The organism is Sphingomonas bacterium (assembly GCF_903643035.1).
GTDB lineage: Bacteria > Pseudomonadota > Alphaproteobacteria > Sphingomonadales > Sphingomonadaceae > Sphingomonas.
The window spans coordinates 37,370-54,136 of sequence record NZ_CAHJWW010000001.1 but is presented as its reverse complement, the minus strand read 5'-3'; the positions used below and the strand labels follow the sequence as shown (position 1 = coordinate 54,136).

General features: G+C 65.7%; 14 protein-coding genes. 8 read left to right on the top strand and 6 right to left on the bottom strand.

The annotated features are described in order from the left end of the window. Positions 1-122: 122 nt before the first annotated feature. Positions 123-3,053 (bottom strand): Tn3 family transposase, encoded by a 2,931-nt coding sequence (locus tag HUV01_RS00220; RefSeq protein ID WP_174296313.1) that lies wholly within the window; start codon positions 3,051-3,053, stop codon positions 123-125. Positions 3,054-3,200: 147 nt separating this feature from the next. Between HUV01_RS00220 and HUV01_RS00215 the strand changes: the two genes are divergently transcribed. From HUV01_RS00215 to recD2, 4 genes are read left to right on the top strand one after another with little or no spacing between them, the layout of a single operon-like run. Beyond that, positions 3,201-3,794, top strand: coding sequence for a recombinase family protein (locus HUV01_RS00215; RefSeq protein ID WP_174296312.1), 594 nt, complete (start codon positions 3,201-3,203; stop codon positions 3,792-3,794). Then, on the top strand, positions 3,791-4,891 hold the full coding sequence (locus tag HUV01_RS00210; RefSeq protein ID WP_174296311.1) for a hypothetical protein: 1,101 nt from the start codon (positions 3,791-3,793) through the stop codon (positions 4,889-4,891). The genes HUV01_RS00215 and HUV01_RS00210 overlap by 4 nt, the downstream gene beginning before the upstream one ends. Positions 4,892-4,893: 2 nt before the next feature. Continuing rightward, complete coding sequence (locus HUV01_RS00205; RefSeq protein ID WP_174296310.1) at positions 4,894-5,637, top strand: ATP-binding cassette domain-containing protein; 744 nt, start codon at positions 4,894-4,896, stop codon at positions 5,635-5,637. A 31-nt stretch (positions 5,638-5,668) separates the two neighbouring features. After that, complete coding sequence (gene recD2, locus HUV01_RS00200; RefSeq protein WP_174296317.1) at positions 5,669-6,862, top strand: SF1B family DNA helicase RecD2; 1,194 nt, start codon at positions 5,669-5,671, stop codon at positions 6,860-6,862. A gap of 68 nt (positions 6,863-6,930) precedes the next feature. Here the strand turns inward: recD2 and HUV01_RS00195 are convergent, their stop codons facing one another. The 5 genes from HUV01_RS00195 to HUV01_RS00175 form a co-directional block, all read right to left on the bottom strand. After that, the gene (locus HUV01_RS00195; protein ID WP_438827129.1) at positions 6,931-8,397 is read right to left on the bottom strand and encodes a coniferyl aldehyde dehydrogenase; all 1,467 of its coding nucleotides are present in this window, start codon (positions 8,395-8,397) and stop codon (positions 6,931-6,933) included. A gap of 239 nt (positions 8,398-8,636) precedes the next feature. Continuing rightward, positions 8,637-8,963 carry a winged helix-turn-helix domain-containing protein gene (locus HUV01_RS00190; RefSeq protein WP_174296315.1) on the bottom strand — a complete coding sequence of 109 codons (327 nt, stop codon included), beginning with the start codon at positions 8,961-8,963 and terminating at the stop codon, positions 8,637-8,639. A 63-nt stretch (positions 8,964-9,026) separates the two neighbouring features. Beyond that, positions 9,027-9,233 carry a TOBE domain-containing protein gene (locus HUV01_RS00185; RefSeq protein WP_174296309.1) on the bottom strand — a complete coding sequence of 69 codons (207 nt, stop codon included), beginning with the start codon at positions 9,231-9,233 and terminating at the stop codon, positions 9,027-9,029. Between the two features lie 20 nt (positions 9,234-9,253). Beyond that, positions 9,254-9,823, bottom strand: coding sequence for a hypothetical protein (locus tag HUV01_RS00180; RefSeq protein ID WP_174296308.1), 570 nt, complete (start codon positions 9,821-9,823; stop codon positions 9,254-9,256). A gap of 31 nt (positions 9,824-9,854) precedes the next feature. Then, positions 9,855-11,996: a TonB-dependent receptor plug domain-containing protein gene (locus HUV01_RS00175; RefSeq protein ID WP_174296307.1), complete on the bottom strand. Its 2,142-nt coding sequence runs from the start codon at positions 11,994-11,996 to the stop codon at positions 9,855-9,857. A 128-nt stretch (positions 11,997-12,124) separates the two neighbouring features. On the opposite strand from HUV01_RS00175, the gene HUV01_RS00170 reads away from it, so the two are divergent. The 4 genes from HUV01_RS00170 (at position 12,125) to HUV01_RS00155 (ending at position 16,737) form a co-directional block, all read left to right on the top strand. After that, on the top strand, positions 12,125-12,625 hold the full coding sequence (locus HUV01_RS00170) for a homogentisate 1,2-dioxygenase (RefSeq protein WP_254606271.1): 501 nt from the start codon (positions 12,125-12,127) through the stop codon (positions 12,623-12,625). Positions 12,626-12,630: 5 nt separating this feature from the next. Continuing rightward, positions 12,631-13,608, top strand: a complete 978-nt coding sequence (locus tag HUV01_RS00165; RefSeq protein WP_174296305.1) for a cytochrome-c peroxidase — start codon at positions 12,631-12,633, stop codon at positions 13,606-13,608. Between the two features lie 299 nt (positions 13,609-13,907). Further along, on the top strand, positions 13,908-14,324 hold the full coding sequence (locus tag HUV01_RS00160) for a DUF2946 family protein (RefSeq protein ID WP_174296304.1): 417 nt from the start codon (positions 13,908-13,910) through the stop codon (positions 14,322-14,324). A 61-nt stretch (positions 14,325-14,385) separates the two neighbouring features. After that, positions 14,386-16,737, top strand: coding sequence for a TonB-dependent receptor (locus tag HUV01_RS00155; RefSeq protein ID WP_174296303.1), 2,352 nt, complete (start codon positions 14,386-14,388; stop codon positions 16,735-16,737). Positions 16,738-16,767 lie beyond the last annotated feature (30 nt).

The following is a 16,767-nucleotide window of genomic DNA, read 5'->3' as shown; positions in this document are numbered from 1 at the left end:
ATCGCATATTCAGCTCACTAAGCGGGTAGCAATTTACGGCAACAGCTCGACTATTCACTTGGATGCAGCCTTCGACGCCCCTGTGCATTATTGGGACACAGATATACGGTAAGCCGATTTGGTTAATTCACGGCTTGCCGGAGAGGCATGAAGCCATCGCTGTCGAGGGCCATCGCGTCTGACCAGACATAATCGCCGGTCAGATTGATGTGATCCCAGCCAAGCGGTGAGAGCTGCGGGATCAAGGACTCGTCGATTAAGACTCCGCGGCTCCGCATTTCGCCAAGCGCTCGGCCGAGGTAGCGGCAGTTGAACAGGATGATGGCGGCGGTGACCAGGTTGAGCGCGGCGGCGCGGGTTTGCTGGTTCTCGTGCCCGCGATCGCGGAAGCGGCCGAGCCGGTGGAACGCGACGGCCCGCGCGAGGCTGTTACGCGCCTCTCCCTTGTTGAGTTCGCCGGTTACGAGACGGCGCAGCGCGGGGTCGTTGAACCATCGCAGGGTGAACAAGGTCCGCTCGACACGGCCGATCTCGCGGAGGGCGGCAGCGACTCCGTTCTGCTGCCGGTAAGCAGACAGCTTCTTGAGGATCACCGAAGGCGTGACGGTCCGGCTTCGCATTGCCGTGACGATCGGACCGATCTCATCCCAATGTGTGCGGATCACGCCGGTATCGAGCCGCTGACCGAACAGCGGGGCGAGCCGCCCGTAGCGGGCGCGGGGCTCGAATGCGTAGAGGCGGCGATCCGACAGGCGCGGGATGCGCGGCTCGAACGCGATGCCGAGCAGGTGCATGACCGCGAAGATGATATCGGAGACACCGCCGCCGTCGACGGAGAGCGCGCGGATATCGACGCTGCTGTCGTGGCCGAGCAGGCCATCGAGGGTGTGGACCGCCTCGCCGGCAGTGCCGGCAATCACCGTCTGATGCAGCGGCGCATAGCGATCGGTGATCGTCGTGTAGATTTTGACGATTGGGTCGCGGCCATAGTGCGCGTTGACCTGGCCGCCGGCTTCACCAGGTCCGCCAAGGTTGAACGCCTGACCGTCACCCGAAGCGCGGACAGCCGCACCGAACCATTCGGCGAGCGGCTCGGCGTGGATCGCGTCGGTCAGACAGCCGAGCGCCGCGCGGAACGTCTCCTCGCGCATATGCCACGTCTGCATTCTGAGGAGCGCGCGTCGCGAGCCCGCGTCGCATACCTCTGCCATGCGCGACAGCCCCAGGTTGGTCGCCTCGGCGATCAGCGCGGCGAGGAAAGTCCGTTCCTCTGTTGGCGGAAGCCCGGTCGAGACGTGCCCGAAGTTGTCGATGAACCCCGTCCAACGGCTGACACTCGATAGCACATCGGTGATCCGCATCGTCGGCATGAGGCCATAGGAGCGAAGGGCGAGCTGCTTGGCGCGATCATCGTCAACTTCACGGATCTCCTTGGGGAAGCGCAGCTTGTCGCCGGCGAACAGCTCGCTCCCCTTCCGCGACAGTCCTCGCGCGAGGTCGAGCAGCCCGGCGTCGAGCTTGGCCGACGCGGTGGCGAGCCACTCGTCCGCAGAAGGGCTCGGCGCAACTGGGACACGCGCCGGCAGCGCAGATGCCGGCGCGGTGATCAGCGCATCGAGCGAGCGGTGCAGGCGCGACGTCGGCACCCAGATGTCACCGGCAGCCAACGCGTCGGCGAGCGCAAAATACGTAGCCAGCTCCCAGTAGGTCCGGTCGACCCCTTCGCGGCTGACGACGTGCCGATGCCAGCGCCGCTGGATATGGCCGAGCGGGAGCGTCGTCGGCAATGTCTTACGCCGATCGCCGCCGAGCGCGACCAGCACGTCAAGCGCGGCGCGGAGCGGTGCGGTCGAGGCCCGGCCCTCGAAGGTGAAGCTGGCGAGAAAGCGACTGCCGATCAGCTTGAACACGCGGTACTCCGGCGCGAGCTCGCCGATGACGTCGACCCGCCCGGCTTTGGTCGTCCGCCGGATGAGGGCGGCGTCCGCTTCGATGGTCGCCAGCGCAGCGACCGATGTCACGGCGGCAACGACGTCGCCGCCGCTGCGGGCGGCCTTGGCGAGCGTCTCGAGCACATCGGCGATCCGCAGCAGGCGTTCGCGGCCGCCGTCGGCCGACGCGGCGATCGTCGCCTCGAGCCGCTTGCGCGCCCGCAGATTGGCGCGCGCGACGAGTGACCAGAACATGGCAATGGCGGCATCGGTCAATGTCGCTTCGAGTTCCCGCACGGTGGCGATCAGGGTCGCGTAGCGCCGGGATGCGGCCATCTGCTGGAATGCCTGGGCGGTGTAGCGGACACCTTCCCGCGCCATCTGGGCAAGCCGGGGATGATAGGCCGCCGGCACCGTCAGCGCGACGGCACCGGTCGCGCGCATCAGTTCAAGCTTGTCGAGGATGTCGGCCAGCGAGCGGCTGCCGACCCGCGTCGCCGGCTCGCGGAGCCACGACAGGCGGCTTTTGCGCGAATGCTCCTTGTCCGACAGCAGCGCGTCGAAGCGCTCCCGGTGGTGGGGAGAGAGCAGTCGATCGACGTCGGCGATCACTTGCCGGTCGGCCGCGTGCATCGCCTCGGCGGCCATGCGCTCGACGACCGTGACGCCGGGAATGACGATGCGCTCAGCCCGCAGCCTTTCGATCAGGCGTTCGATCAGGATGCGACCGTCGACCAAGCCGATGGCGGCGTCGACCAGACCGCTGGCGATCTCTTTCCGAAGCGGATGTGTCAGCTCGCGAAAGCCGTGCCGCCGCTTGATCAGCGCGAGCTGCTCGTACCGCGTCGGTCCACGCCGGGCGAACGCGGCGAGGATATCGGCATCAACGCCGATCTGCTCGGTGATGTGGTCGAGCATGATCGCTGGCAGTGTCTCGCCGTAGCGAAGGTGCCGCCCGGGATAACGCAGACAGCAGAGCTGCAGCGCATAGCCGAGCCGAGTCTCCGGGGTCCGCGCTTCGGCAATCGCGGCGAGATCGTCGGATCCGAGGGAATGGTAGCGCACGACCTCATCTTCGTTCGCCGGCAGTGCCAGCAGCGCACCACGCTGGCGCTCGGTCATCGGGACACGCGCCGGCATCGGCAACCTCCAACAAAAACCTCTTGCCTTACGCTACCGTCATGAAAGAGGATTGTGAAAGGTTCTCGCGCTCTTGCGGCGACCTCGGTCCGCGGGGCTTCCGCAGACGCTCGTTTGTGAAAGGCTTCCGTGACCGTCGAATCCTACCTGATCGGCTACGCCCGGGTGTCAAAGGGTGACGAACAGTCGAACGCGGCGCAGGCGCGGTCGCTTGCCGTCGCCGGGTGCCAGCGTGTGTTTGAAGAAGCAGCGTCCGGCGGGCGATGGGATCGGCCGGTCCTTCACGACATGCTCCGCCAGCTTCGGCCCGGCGACACCGTTGTCGTCTGGAAGCTCGACCGGCTGACGCGTTCGCTGCAGGATCTCCTGCACCTGATCGAGCGCATCGAGGCGGCGGGTGCGGGGTTCCGGTCGCTGACCGAGGCCATCGACACGACCACGCCTGCTGGCCGCATGATGATGCAGATGGTCGGCAGCTTTGCTGAGTTCGAGCGGGCAATGATCCGCGAGCGAACCAGCGCAGGGCTTGCCCAAGCAAGGGCCGAAGGGCGGATCGGCGGGCGGCGGCGCAAACTCGATGAAGCGAAGCGCGCTGAAATCGCCGACAGCGTGATTTCGGGCCGAAAATCGGCGGCCGAGATGGCGCGGCTCTATGACGTCAGTCAGCCGACGGTATCGAGGATCGTCGCGTCGCACCGGTCGGGGTCCGTCGCCGCCATATGACGACAACTCGGTTGCTATGCCATGACCTGCTGCTGATCCAGAACGGCCTTGCGGATGTGCTCGGTTCATGGCGGGATCGCCTGCTTCTGGGTACATTTGCCGCGATCGGACTTGGCTGGCTAATCAACTCGCACCCTGTGAATGCGCCGACCTGGCCGAACTGGGTGCCCGGTTCCATACTCGTCATCATGGCAGTCGCGGCGGCCGGCACTATGCAGGCCGCGAGCAGCCGGCTTCGGGATTTCGTCGATGGATCGGCCTTGTGTGCCGACGCGCTCGATCCCCCGACCCGACTGACCTATAAGGCGGTCGCCCTGACTCCGGTCTTGATCGCCAGTCTCCTCGTTGCCAGCGTCGTCGAGTGGGATGGCCGAGCGCCTTCCCTCTGGCCGTTGGCGGTGGCAGCAGCGCTGTTCTTCGGTGCCGTCATACCCGGTGCAACAACAGCAATCGGTCGGCTTTTTCGGACGAGGCGCGTGCATGCGACGGAGGCGCAGCGGCATAATACGACCGGCACTTCGGTTTGGTCTCCCCATCTCGCCGTCATTATCGCCGGGCACCAGACGATGATGCCCGCGAAGACATCGACGATTTTCGTCGTTCCCAGCGTTCTCGCGCTCGCCGTGGCCGTATTCGCAGCGGTAATAGCGCGGACCGCTGGCAACATCGCCGGGGTCGTTGCACTGGGCGTCCCCGCACTCGGCGCCCTGCTCCTCCTGACGCGGGTCGATGATCAACTTGTCCGGTTTACGGCTTTCACCGGCCGTGGCCCGCTGATCAGTGCGGGCGATCATCTTATCGTGGCCGGCATTTTCTGCGTGGTCGTCACTCTGGCCGAGTTGGCACTGACCCGAATGCCGAGCGGGGATTTGCTTGTCATCCTTATAGTCGCGCTCGCTTTCGCCAGCGTGGCCGTCGCTAGGGTATGGTATTATCGAACGCGATCGCGCCGTGCGGCCAACTTGGCGATCCAGCTGGACCTGTCCGCAACCGCCCTGCTCGGTTCGGCGTTCCCGCCGCTGGCTGCTGGATGGTTGGTGCTCCGGCTCACGTACCTCTACCGGGCTGCCCGCGCTGCCACGTGGGCGGTGCCTTGACGGTGCGGATCGACGTCCGAGGCGTCGATGTGGTTCGAGGCAGGTCGCTTGCCATCCGCGGCGTCACACTCGAAGCTCGCCCTGGGGAATGGCTCGGAATTGTTGGTGCGAACGGGAGCGGCAAGACTTCGTTGCTCCGGGCGGTGGCGGGTCGGATCGAGGTCGCCAGCGGCGGCATTGCCATCAATGGCGTTGACGTCACGAGCGATCGCGCATCGCGAGCACGAGTAATCGGGTTTGCTTCGGAGGCGGCGCTGCTGCCTGGCGGCTTGGTTCCTGGCCAACTGTTGAGCCTGCTCGCGGGGAGGCAACATCATCTGGATCAAGACCGTGATCTCGCTCCGCTTCGCGCAGCACTCGGCATCGCGGCGCTGCTTGATCGGCGAATGAGCACGCTGTCGAGCGGAAACCGTCAGCGAATCGCGATCTATGCAGCGTTCGTTGCTTCAGCTCCTCGGCAGGCCGTCATCTTGGACGAACCATTCAACTGGCTCGATCCGGTGTGCGCCTACGACCTGAAGACAGCCTTGTCGGGCTTGGTCGCAAAGGGCCTAACGTTGATCACCGCTCTGCACGATCTCGCCAGCTGGGCGATGCTGTGCGACCACGGCATACTGCTCACCGATGGCGCTGTCGCCGCGGACCTCTCTGCCGCAGAGCTGATTGAGGGACGGCGCGATATCGTCTGCTTCGAGCGGGATATCATCGGCAAACTGAGTCGCCCGAACGCTGCGCCCCTACCGTGAATCTGTGTCCCAATAATGCACCGAGGCCAAGCTGTCGCCGAGCCAGGATGAAGCGCTGCGGCTCGCCCTGGTGTCGAAGGTCTGTGTCATTACCGGTGGTCCTGGTGTCGGCAAGACGGCGTTGGTCAACTCGATCCTCAAGGTCCTTGCGGCGAAGAAGCTGGCTATCGCGCTCGCCGCGCCGACCGGGCGCGCGGCCAAGCGGCTGGCCGAGTCTACCGGTCTCGGTGCCATGACGCTCCACCGGCTGCTGGAGACCGATCCGAATGAGGGCGGGTTCAAGCGCAACGCCGACAACCCGCTCGAGTGCGACCTGCTCGTCGTCGACGAGACCAGCATGGTCGACGTGCCGCTGATGAACGCGATGCTTAAAGCGTTGCCGCCCGCTGCCGCGTTGCTGATGGTCGGCGATGTCGACCAGCTGCCCTCGGTCGGGCTTGGCCAGGTGCTCAAAGACATCATCGCCAGCGGCGCTGTTCCCGTCGTCCGCCTGACCGAAGTGTTCCGCCAGGCGGCGACGAGCAAGATCATCATAAACGCCCACCGGATCAACGAGGGCGCGATGCCCGACCTCTCGGCGCGCGACGAGGGCGACTTCTTCTACGTCGATGCGACCGATCCGGGCGATGTTGCAGATCGCGTTGTCGATCTCGTCGCACGCCATATCCCACGGCGGTTCGGGTTCGATCCAGCGCGCGACATTCAGGTCCTCAGCCCGATGCAGCGCGGCGGTGCCGGCGCGCGCGCGCTCAACATTCTCCTCCAGACCCGGCTCAATCCGCCGACCGATACCGCGATCGAAAAATTCGGGCAGAGCTACGGGCCCGGCGACAAGATCATGCACATCATCAACGACCGAGAGCGCGACCTCTACAATGGCGACCTTGAAGTGGTCACCGCTGTCGACCACGTCGACGGCGAACTGACCGCGATGTTCGGCCAGACCGAAGCGGTGTTCGATTTCGGCGAGCTCGATGCCGTCCAGCTGGCCTACGCCACCACGATCCACAAGTCGCAGGGGTCAGAATACCCCGTCGTCGTGCTCCCTCTTACAATGCAGGCCTACACGATGCTTGGCCGCGAGCTGATCTACACCGCCGTCACCCGGGCCAAGCAGCTCCTCGTCCTCGTCGGTCCGAAGAAAGCGCTCGCGATTGCCGTCAAGCGACGACAGCCACGGCGCTGGTCATTACTCCAGGAGCGGCTCACGCGGCGCCTCGGGTAGCGGCGGCTCTCGTTCATTCTGGACGCGCATCGTGATGCCCAAAGGCGCGCGCCGATTAGATTTCTGGCTTATGCGGCTGTGCGCTTGAGCTCGCGCGCAAAGGCCTTGCGCGTCTTGTCGCCGTAGGGCGGCTTGAACCCGGCGAGCCTGGCGAGGTCGATCTTTGGCTGGGAATACACCGCCTTGGCGTGGCTGAACGCGCGGAAGCCGTCGAGCCCGTGATAGCTGCCCATCCCGGCCGGGCCGACACCGCCGAACGGCAGATTCTCGGCAGAGACGTGAAACACGACATCGTTGATCGTCACCCCGCCCGAGATCGTCCGGTCAAGCACGCGTCGCTGTTCCTCCGCGTCGTCGCCAAACCAGTAGAGGCCGAGCGGCCGATCGCGGCGGTTGATCCGGTCGATCGCGTCGTCGACCGTATCGTATGGCACGACCGGAAGCAGCGGGCCGAAGATTTCCTCCTGCATCACGGTCATACTGTCGTCGACGCGGCGTAGGATGTGGAGCGGCATCTTGTTGCCGTTCTGGGTCGCGAAGTCCTCATTGCCGGGGTTGACGACGATGACCTCAGCCCCCTTGGCGCGGGCGTCGGCGACATGCGCCTCGAGCCGCTCCCGGTGGCGCGCGCCGAGCACCGACGTGTAATCGGGGTTGGCGAGCAGCGTCGGGTACATCGCCGCCACCGCGTTCTGGAGACCGGCGACGACCGCGTCCTCGCGCTCGCGCGGCACGAGGAGATAGTCGGGCGCGAGGCAGATCTGGCCGGCGTTCATCATCTTGCCCATCGCGATCCGGTCGGTCGCGCGCGCGATGTCAGCCGATCGCGAGACGATCGTCGGCGACTTGCCTCCCAGCTCGAGCGTCAATGGCACGAGGTTCGCGGCCGCCGCCGCCATGACGTGCTTCCCGACCGCGGTTCCGCCGGTGAAGACGAGGTGGTCGAACGGCAGTTCGGCGAACGCCTTGCCCGCCGCCGGGCCGCCGGTGACGACCGTCACTTCGGCGGGATCGAAGGCGGCGGCGATCAGCGACGCCATCAGCGCGGAGGTCACCGGGGTGTACTCCGACGGCTTGATCATCGCACGGTTACCGGCGGCCAACACCCCGGCCAGCGGCCCGAAGGTCAGGTTGACCGGAAAATTCCACGGCGAAATGATGCCGACGACGCCCTTCGGCTGAAACTCGACCCGCGCCCGCGCGCCGAGCAGACCGAGCGGGAAGTCGAGGCTCCGCCGCTCGGGCTTCATCCAGCCGGCAAGATGCTTGATCGCGTGGCGCAGCGGCTTCACCGACGACATGATGTCGGTCATCAGCGACATCTCGGTCGAACGATGGCCGAAGTCCTCGGAGATCGCGGCGACCAGCGCGTCTTGGTGGTCGATCAGCAACGTCTCGGCGCGGCGCAGCCGGTCGATGCGGACCGCCGCCGGCACCGGGAGCTCGCGAACGAACGTTGCGCGCTGGACGTCGAGCAGGGCGCGCATCGTGCCCGCGTCGCGCTGGTCCCAAGCCTCGGTCATCGCCGTCGTCATCGCCGCTCCTTGAGCCCGACCGTCAGAGCCTACGCGCGAGTGTCGACCGCGCTCGCCGCCGCGTCAACGTTGGCTCCGCCAGCTGCCGCGTCGGTCGAACATAGACCGACGCTTGCCGTCCGGACACCAGCGTTCGGGAGACGCGGACGTAGTCGGCGGTCTTGTCGTCGTCGGCCGCCGTTACCGCTAGCGCGGTGCCGTCGATCGCCGCGCCCGCAACAGACAAACGAGATGCTGCCTCAGCGACTCCCTCCGCCGTGGTTTAGCGGTACGTCACGCATCAGCGTCTCGAGTTCCACCAGTCGTGGATGATCGCGCGCGGCTTTTATCAATGCCGCTTCGAGTTCGCGATAGGCCTCCAATACCAGTCTACCGTGATCGGTGACGACCGCTCCGCCGCCGCGCCCGCCTGCCGTTGCTTCGACCAGCTTCTCGTCGAAGCAACGGTTCATCCCGTCGACCTGAAGCCACGTGTAGCGATAGCTCATGCCGAGCGCCCGGCCGGCGGCGGAGATCGAACCGTGCGCGGAGATGGCGTCGAGCAGATCGGCTCTGCCTGGTCCCATGGCGCGTTCGACACCGCAAAACAGCTGCGGTTTCAGCTTCAAGGAGCCGATCCGCGGGACCACTTACTTGCCGATCAGGACGTCACTGGCCTTGACGATGACGGTAACGTCGTCGCCTTCGGCGAGGCCGAGGTCGGCGACCGCTTCCTCGGTGATGCTCGAGGTGACAACATTGCCGCCGCCAATGTCGATCTTGACCGTGGCATTGACCGCGCCGGGCGTCACCGAGATGACCCTCCCCCTGATCTGATTGCGCGCACTGATCCTCATGTCGGTCTCCTCTGGCGCGCCTATATCATCACTTCCGGACTTGGAGGAGCCAATGGTGCCGCATCCACGGCGCGGCGCTTCCGGCGACGGTTGGCGCATTCAATCGCACGCTGCGACCGGTCCCTGACCGTGGTCCATCGGCAGTTGGCGGCTTCGAAGTCACGGGCAAGGTCGAGGCGAACGAGCACGTGCAGCGGCGGGCGTTCGCCCATGTCGGCGAGGAAGGTTTCGAAGTCCGTCTTCCACGCCGGGCAGACCCGGATGCCGCGCGCCCCGAAATCGCGATATCGCGCTGAGCCGGGGTTGCTGCAGATCGTGTTGATCTCCTGCCACGCACGATAAGTTGGCTCATGCCGCTTGGCGGCACGATGGCCGTGCTTGAGCAGCCGCGCCGCCGAGATTTCGCGGTGGAGGCAGCCGCAACTGGCGGTGGTACCGGAGCGCACGGCAGTCCCGCCAGCGACGGTCTCGTTGCCGCAGTCGCAGGCGAACCGCCAATGGGCGTGGCCACCGACGCTGTGCGAGAACTCGATGCCGACCAGGCGCCCGTAGCGCAGGCCTCCCATCTCGATCCGGATCTTGCGGCCCATCGAACGCCCTAGCTGTTAGTACCGCCGACTCTCAAATTTTGGCGCGAATGCTCGCGAAGAAGCTGCGGCCGGGCTCGGGGAAGCCGTCGACGAGAACGTAATTGGCGTCGAACAGGTTTCGGGCGCCGATGCCGACAGTGACGTTGGCGAGCACGTCGAAGTCGACCCGGAGCGCGCCGTTCACGTAGGAGCCGGTGCGATAATAAGTGATCGGCGCGATGTCGGTGACCGTCCAGCGGTCGGAGGCGATCTCGAGACTGGGGATAACGTGGACGCGGTGGACGGGTGTTACGTCGGCATAGAGAAACGCCTTGTGCGTCGGCACATCGGTCGGGCGGAACGCGGTACTCGACGGGTCGCGGAGGCTGCGGTGGGTGTAGGTGTAGTTGCCGCCCAATGACACGTTGGGGCTGAGCTGCACTGCAAGCAATATCTCGCCGCCATAATAATTGCCGCTACCGAGGTTACGGCTTTGGACCAGGCTGACTTGCGGGCATGCACCGGTGGCTGGCGGGGCGACGCTGGCAGTGCAGCTGTAAGCCAGCGTCGGGTATGAAACGATCGCGTTGTCGATGTGGCTGTAGAACACCGCTCCCTCGGCGTGCAGCGGGCCAAAGACGTGGCTGCCGCCGATCTCATAATTGGTGGCGCGTTCGGGGCGCAGGTCGGGATTGGGGATCGAGGTACCGAAGCGCTGGCTGAAGCGCTCGAAGATCGTCGGGAAGCGCGCGCGCGAAGAAATGCTGGCGTGCAAGCTGGTGGCGTCGTCGATCGCCCAGGCGAGCTGGCCCTGTGCGCTCCAGGCACTGCTGTTGCGCAGCGGATAGGAATACAGCTGGTTTGGTGTGGTGCTGGGATTTGTACCGAGCGGCGCACCAAACTCTTGCGCCACGATCAGGTTGCGCCAGTCGTAGCCGACGCCTGCGGTGAAGACGACGCCGTGGGCCAGCGTCAGCGTGTTTTCGGCGGCAAGGCTGTAGGTATCCTCGGAGTCGCGCTGGTTCGGCTCGGTGGTGCCATTGGGCAGCGTCGTCGCCGAGAAGCTCTGCTGCGCCTCGTTGTGCTCGTCGCGACGATATTGCGCGGCAAAGGTGAAGTGGTCGGTCGTCGCGACGTCGAGCCCAAGCTCGATCGAGCCGCCATAGGCCTTGTCGTCATACGGGCTGTTAAACGCCTTCGGGGTGACCTGGGTCGTCTCGGCCGCGGTGCTGAACGAACGCAGCAGATTGTAGAAGGTGTTGCGGTACAGCCGCGTCTTGAGCGTCGCGACGTCGCCGAGCGCGGTAGTCGACAGGAAATACAGGCTGTCGAGGTTCCATGCGGGCCAGGTCCAGTATCGCTGCGCCGCGATCGGATCGGTAATGTGCAGCGGCGCGAGCTTGGCACCCTCCTGCCGGGTGTAGCTCAACGAATATTCGTCGGTAGCATTGGGTGTGAAGCCAATCTTGCCGTTGACCCGCCAGTCCTCGGTTCGCGACAGGTCGCGGTGGCCGCCATTCTCGATCGCCGTCGGCTGGAAGCCACTGGCAAGGTCCCAGTGGTCCTGGAAATTGCGTGCATAGCTCGCCTGTGCGTACCAGCGGTCGTGCTTGGTGCCGACCAGCCCGAAGACGTTGTAGCCGGCATATTCAGCACCGTGGCCGAGGCTCAATGTGCCGCGTGCCTCCACCTCCAGCTCTTTCGTCGGCTTGCGCGTGACAAGGTTGATGGCGCCGCCCATGCCGTCGGGGCCGTTGAGGACCGAGACATAACCCTTGGCGACCTGAATTTCGGCGATGTCGGGCGTCAGAAAGCGGCCATAGTCGAGCCGGTTGTCGGCGGGAAGATAGACGCGGATGCCGTCGATCGTCAGCGGCACCTGGAAGCGGTTGAAGCCGCGCACGAAGATCAGCCGCTCGTTGCGCGACCCGCCGCTGTTTCCCGACGTTACGCCGGGGATGAGGCTCGCCGCATCGTCGAGGCTGAGCCGATTGAAGCTGTAGATCGCCTCCTGTCCGATCGTGTCGCCGCCGATCAACACGCCCTCGGCGCGATGGCCGGTCACAACGATCTGGCCTAGCCCGAACGCGCTGTCATCGGTGACCGGCGTCGCCGCGACTGTGGGTGCCGCGATCTGCGCGAGAGCCGCCGCGGGCAATAGCGCGGCCACGGTCGCAAGCAGAAAGTGACGCATGTGTCCCCCATCCGGTTCGCTGTCGCCTGCGACCCGAGGGCTGTATATGGCGGAATATTACGAGCTGTATATAGACGAATATAGCAACAGGATTGGATTGGCCGATGATGAAGATGCTCGTTTTTCCGTTGCTGGCCAGCCTCGCGGTGCCTGCCCTGGCGCAGGACATGGCGATGGCGACGCCGGTCTGCCCGAGGGATGCCGAGCCGATCCCGGCGGGTCTCGCGGCCTGGGGTAACAAGACACCGCTGGCCGCCGCGAAAGATGAAGCGTCGGTCGGGCAGGCATCTCTCATACCCGGCACTGCGGTCGACCTTGCGCTCGCTGACACGCCGGCGGTGCACTACGTCGTCCGTCCGTCGCATCCTGGCGGATCGGTCAGCCATGGCGGCATGGCGGGGCTCGTTATCGCCACCGCCGGCACCTATCGCGTCGCGATCGGGTCGGGCGCCTGGGTCGATCTGATCAAGGACAAGGCCTCGCTCGAGTCGAACGGGCACGGCCATGGACCGAACTGCTCGGGCATCCGCAAGATGGTCGATTTCGCGCTGCAGCCGGGGTCGTACATCGTGCAGATCGCCGGCAACGGCGAGGCGCGCATTCCGGTTCTGGTCGCGAAGCTGCCCTGACGGCGATGCTGCGCGGGCTCGGACTGGCGATTGCCGCGCTGATCCTGACGGCCGCGGCGCCGCCATGGGAGTGGGGATCGCCAGTTGGGCTCCGCCCGCCGCGCGTGCCCGCGGACAATCCGATGTCGGTGGCGAAGGTCGAGCTCGGCCGGCGGCTGTTCTACGACGCCGACCTGTTGATCGACGGCACCATGGCGTGCGCGACCTGCCATGAACAGCACCGCGCGTTCGCCGACGGCAACGCGACGCATGCGGGGGTCCATGGCGACCCCGGGCGCCGCAACGTCCCGGGGCTCGCGAACGTCGCGTGGCTGCGGTCGCTGACCTGGGGCGACTCCCGAATCACCTCACTCGAAACCCAGGCTGCCGTGCCGGTAATCGGCAAGACTCCGATCGAGATGGGCATGGCTGGCGAGGAAGCCGAGATCGCCCGTCGCCAGAGCAGGGACAGCTGTTATCCAGCGATGTTCACCAGGGCCTTTCCGGGCAGTGACACGATCGACTTCGCGCACGTCGCCAAAGCGCTGGCGGCGTTCGAGCGGACGCTGGTCTCGTTCGACACTCCTTATGATGCCTATGCTCGCGGCGATCTGTCGGCGATGTCGGCCGAGGCGGTGGCCGGCAGCAAGCTGTTCGATAGCGACTGCCGATCATGTCATTCCGGGCCGCTGCTCACTGACCAGAAATTTCATCGGATGGGGTCGACGCCGGGTTCCGATGCGGGTTTGGGCGAAATCACGCGGCGGACGAAAGACATAGGTCGTTTCCGGAGTCCCAGCCTACGCAACGTGGAACTGACAGGCCCCTATTTTCACGATGGCTCGGCGAAGACGATCGCCGACGCCATTCGCCTGCATCCGCACACAGCCAATCTTTACGATGCTCAGGTGGCGCAGATCACTGCATTCCTTAAATCGCTGACAGATCGTCGGTTTGTGACAAACACTCGCTACTCCCTGCCTGAGCTCGCATGCGGCAAATGACGAGGTGCAACGCCTCAGACGTCATCGATGACCATGAGCAAGATCCAAGCTTCGAGGCTTTGGCCGCGAGTCTCGAAACCTTCTACTTGTTCATCTTAGCGGGATGAGCAGGCAAAGGTCTCGGCCGGCCCAAACATCCGAAGGCGACCGTTAGAGCTTGGTCGCAATCCTGCGATACATCTGTCGCGACGCAGGCTTCGGCAGCCGAGACGGCAATCGTACCTTGGCGCCGGCGGAGTGGGTCGCTGCGACCTCGGCGTCCGTGACATCCGCGTCGTCTCCGACTAGGCGGGGCGGTCGTGAACGCATTTCGCCATCACCTCCTGCGCCACCGCTGGCCGGCCCTCCTGCTGGTCGCGCTCGCGCTGCTAGTACGGTTCGCGGTTCCCGCCGGCTATATGCCCATATTTGCCGGCAACACGGTGACCATCGCGCTGTGTTCGGGATCTGGGCCGATGAAGATGGCGATGCCCGGAATAGCGGGGGCGGCCGACCACGACAGCGGCGACCATGATACTGGGGAGCACGGCAAGGGAGAGATGCCGTGCGGCTTCGCCGGCCTCGCCGCTCCGTTTGTCGCCGGGGCCGATCCGATCGTCCTCGCGTTGGCGGTCGCCTTCATCGTCGCGACCGTGTTCCGTGTCCTCGCACCGCGCCCGCGTGCCCTACCAGCCTACCTCCGTCCACCGCTGAGGGGACCGCCCGCCACCGCCTGATCGCCCTTCCCACACTCGACGCCAGCGGTTGCCGCCGCGCGTCCCCGATCAGGATTGTGTCATGCTTTCAATCTCCCTACGCCAGCCCCCCGGGCTGGCGGCGGCGCGCTGTCGCGCCGCTCTGCTGCTTACCGCCACGCTGATACCGTTGGCCCCCGCCGTCGCCGCGGACGTCGCCGCGCCGAGCGCCGATCTCGCCGTCGTCGACACGGCCGACGACATCCTCATCACCGCCCAGCGCAAGGTGCAGACGATCGAGAACGCCCCGGCTTCGCGCGCGTCGGTCGACGCAACAACGATCGCGACGACGATCAATGCGCGCAACGTCGAGGACACGCTCAAGTATCTGCCCAGCCTCGTCGTCCGTAAGCGCCACATCGGCGACAGCCAGGCACCGCTGGCGACGCGGACCTCGGGCCTTGGTGCCAGCGCTCGCAGTCTGATCTATGCCGACGGCGCGATCCTGTCCGCGCTGGTCGGTAACAACAATACAAGCGCCAGTCCGCGTTGGAACCTCGTCTCGACCGAGGAAATCGCGCGGATCGACGTCCTTTACGGGCCGTTCTCCGCCGCCTATCCCGGCAACTCGATCGGTGCGGTCGTCAACATCACGACGCGGCTGCCCGACGCGTTCGAGGCGACGATCGACTCTGGCATTACCGTCCAGCAGTTCGACCTCTACGGCACCCACCGCAGCCTGCCGGCGTACCAGATCGGCGGCACCGCCGGCGACCGCTTCGGCCCGCTCGCGGTGTTCGCCAGCGTCGACCATGTCGACAGCAAGGCGCAACCACTCGGCTTCGCGTCGGCATCAAAGCCGACGGCGACCGGCACCACCGGCACGCCGACGACCGGCGGCTACGACGATCTCAACCGTGCTGGCGCGCCGATCCGCATCTTCGGCGCGACCGCGTTCGAGCATCAGGTCCAGGACCGGCTCAAGCTCAAGGCGGCGCTCGACCTGAACCCCGGCCTGCGGCTAACCTATGTCGGCAGCCTGTTTCTCAACGACACCAATGCGACGGTCGAAAGCTACCTGACGAACCCGGCGACCGGCGCGCCGGTCTATGCCGGTACGATCAATAACGACGGCCGGGCCTACACCCTTGCCGCGAGCACCTTTGCCGGCAACGTCTACCACACTGATCAGCGCCAGTGGTCGCACAACCTGTCGCTGAACGGCAGCGGCGGACGCTTCGACTGGCAGGTGATCGGCACGCTCTACGACGTTTCCAAGGACGAGCAGCGGATCGCCAACACCGCGCTCCCCGCCGGCGCGAACGGCGGTGCCGGATTCATCACCGATCTGCGCGGCACGGGCTGGAAGACGCTCGACGCCAAGGGCGCGTGGCGCTCCGACGCGGCGGCGACGCACACGATCAGCTTCGGCGCCCACGCCGACTGGTACGAACTCGACAGCAACCGCTACAATACCGACAATTGGGTCAGCGGCGGCGAGGGATCGCTCAACCTCGTCGGCAGCGGCAAGACGCGGACGCTCGCGCTGTGGGCGCAGGAGGCGTGGCGCATCGTCCCGGCGCTGACGCTAACGGTAGGCGGCCGCTACGAGTGGTGGCGAGCGTACGACGGCATCAACTTTTCGCAGTCGCCGCTGATCGCCCAGGTCAACCAGCCAGGGTTGTCGAGCGACAAGTTCTCGCCCAAGGCGGCCCTCGCTTACGACATCAACCCGCATTTGACTGCGCGCCTGTCGTTCGGCCAGGCGTGGCGCTTCCCGACCGTCGGCGAGCTCTACCAGATCGTCACCACCCCAATCGGGTCGGTGCCCAACCCCAACCTCCGCCCCGAACGCGCGCGGTCGGGCGAGCTCGCGCTCGAGCAGCACGATCGCCACGGAACGATCCGCCTGTCGCTGTTCGACGAGGTGATCGACGACGCACTGATCTCGCAGACCGGTCCGCTCGCCGTCACTCCGGTTCAGGTCGGCACCTATGTCCAGAACGTCGACCGCACCCGCGCGCGCGGCGTCGAGTTGGCGGTGGCGCGGACCGACGTTGTGCCGCGCGTCGACATCCAGGGCAGCGTCACCTACGCCGACGCGATCACGAGCAAGGACAGAGTCTTCCCGGCGGCGGTCGGCAAGCTGCTGCCGAGCGTGCCGCACTGGAAGGCGACGATGGTCGGGACGTGGCGGCCGGCCGAGCGAGTCGCGCTGACGGCGGCGGCGCGCTACGCCAGCCGCAATTACGGGTCGCTCGATAACAGCGACATCGTCGGCAACACCTATCAGGGCTTCTACAAATACTTCGTTGTCGACCTCCGTGCGGTGGTCAAGGCGACCGACCGGCTCCAGATCGGGGTCGGCATCGACAACGTCAACAATGACAAATACTTCCTTTTCCACCCCTTCCCGCAGCGCAGCTTCGCCGCCGATGCGAAGGTGACGTTCTGAACCCCGCGGCGGCGACTGTCTGCGGTCGCC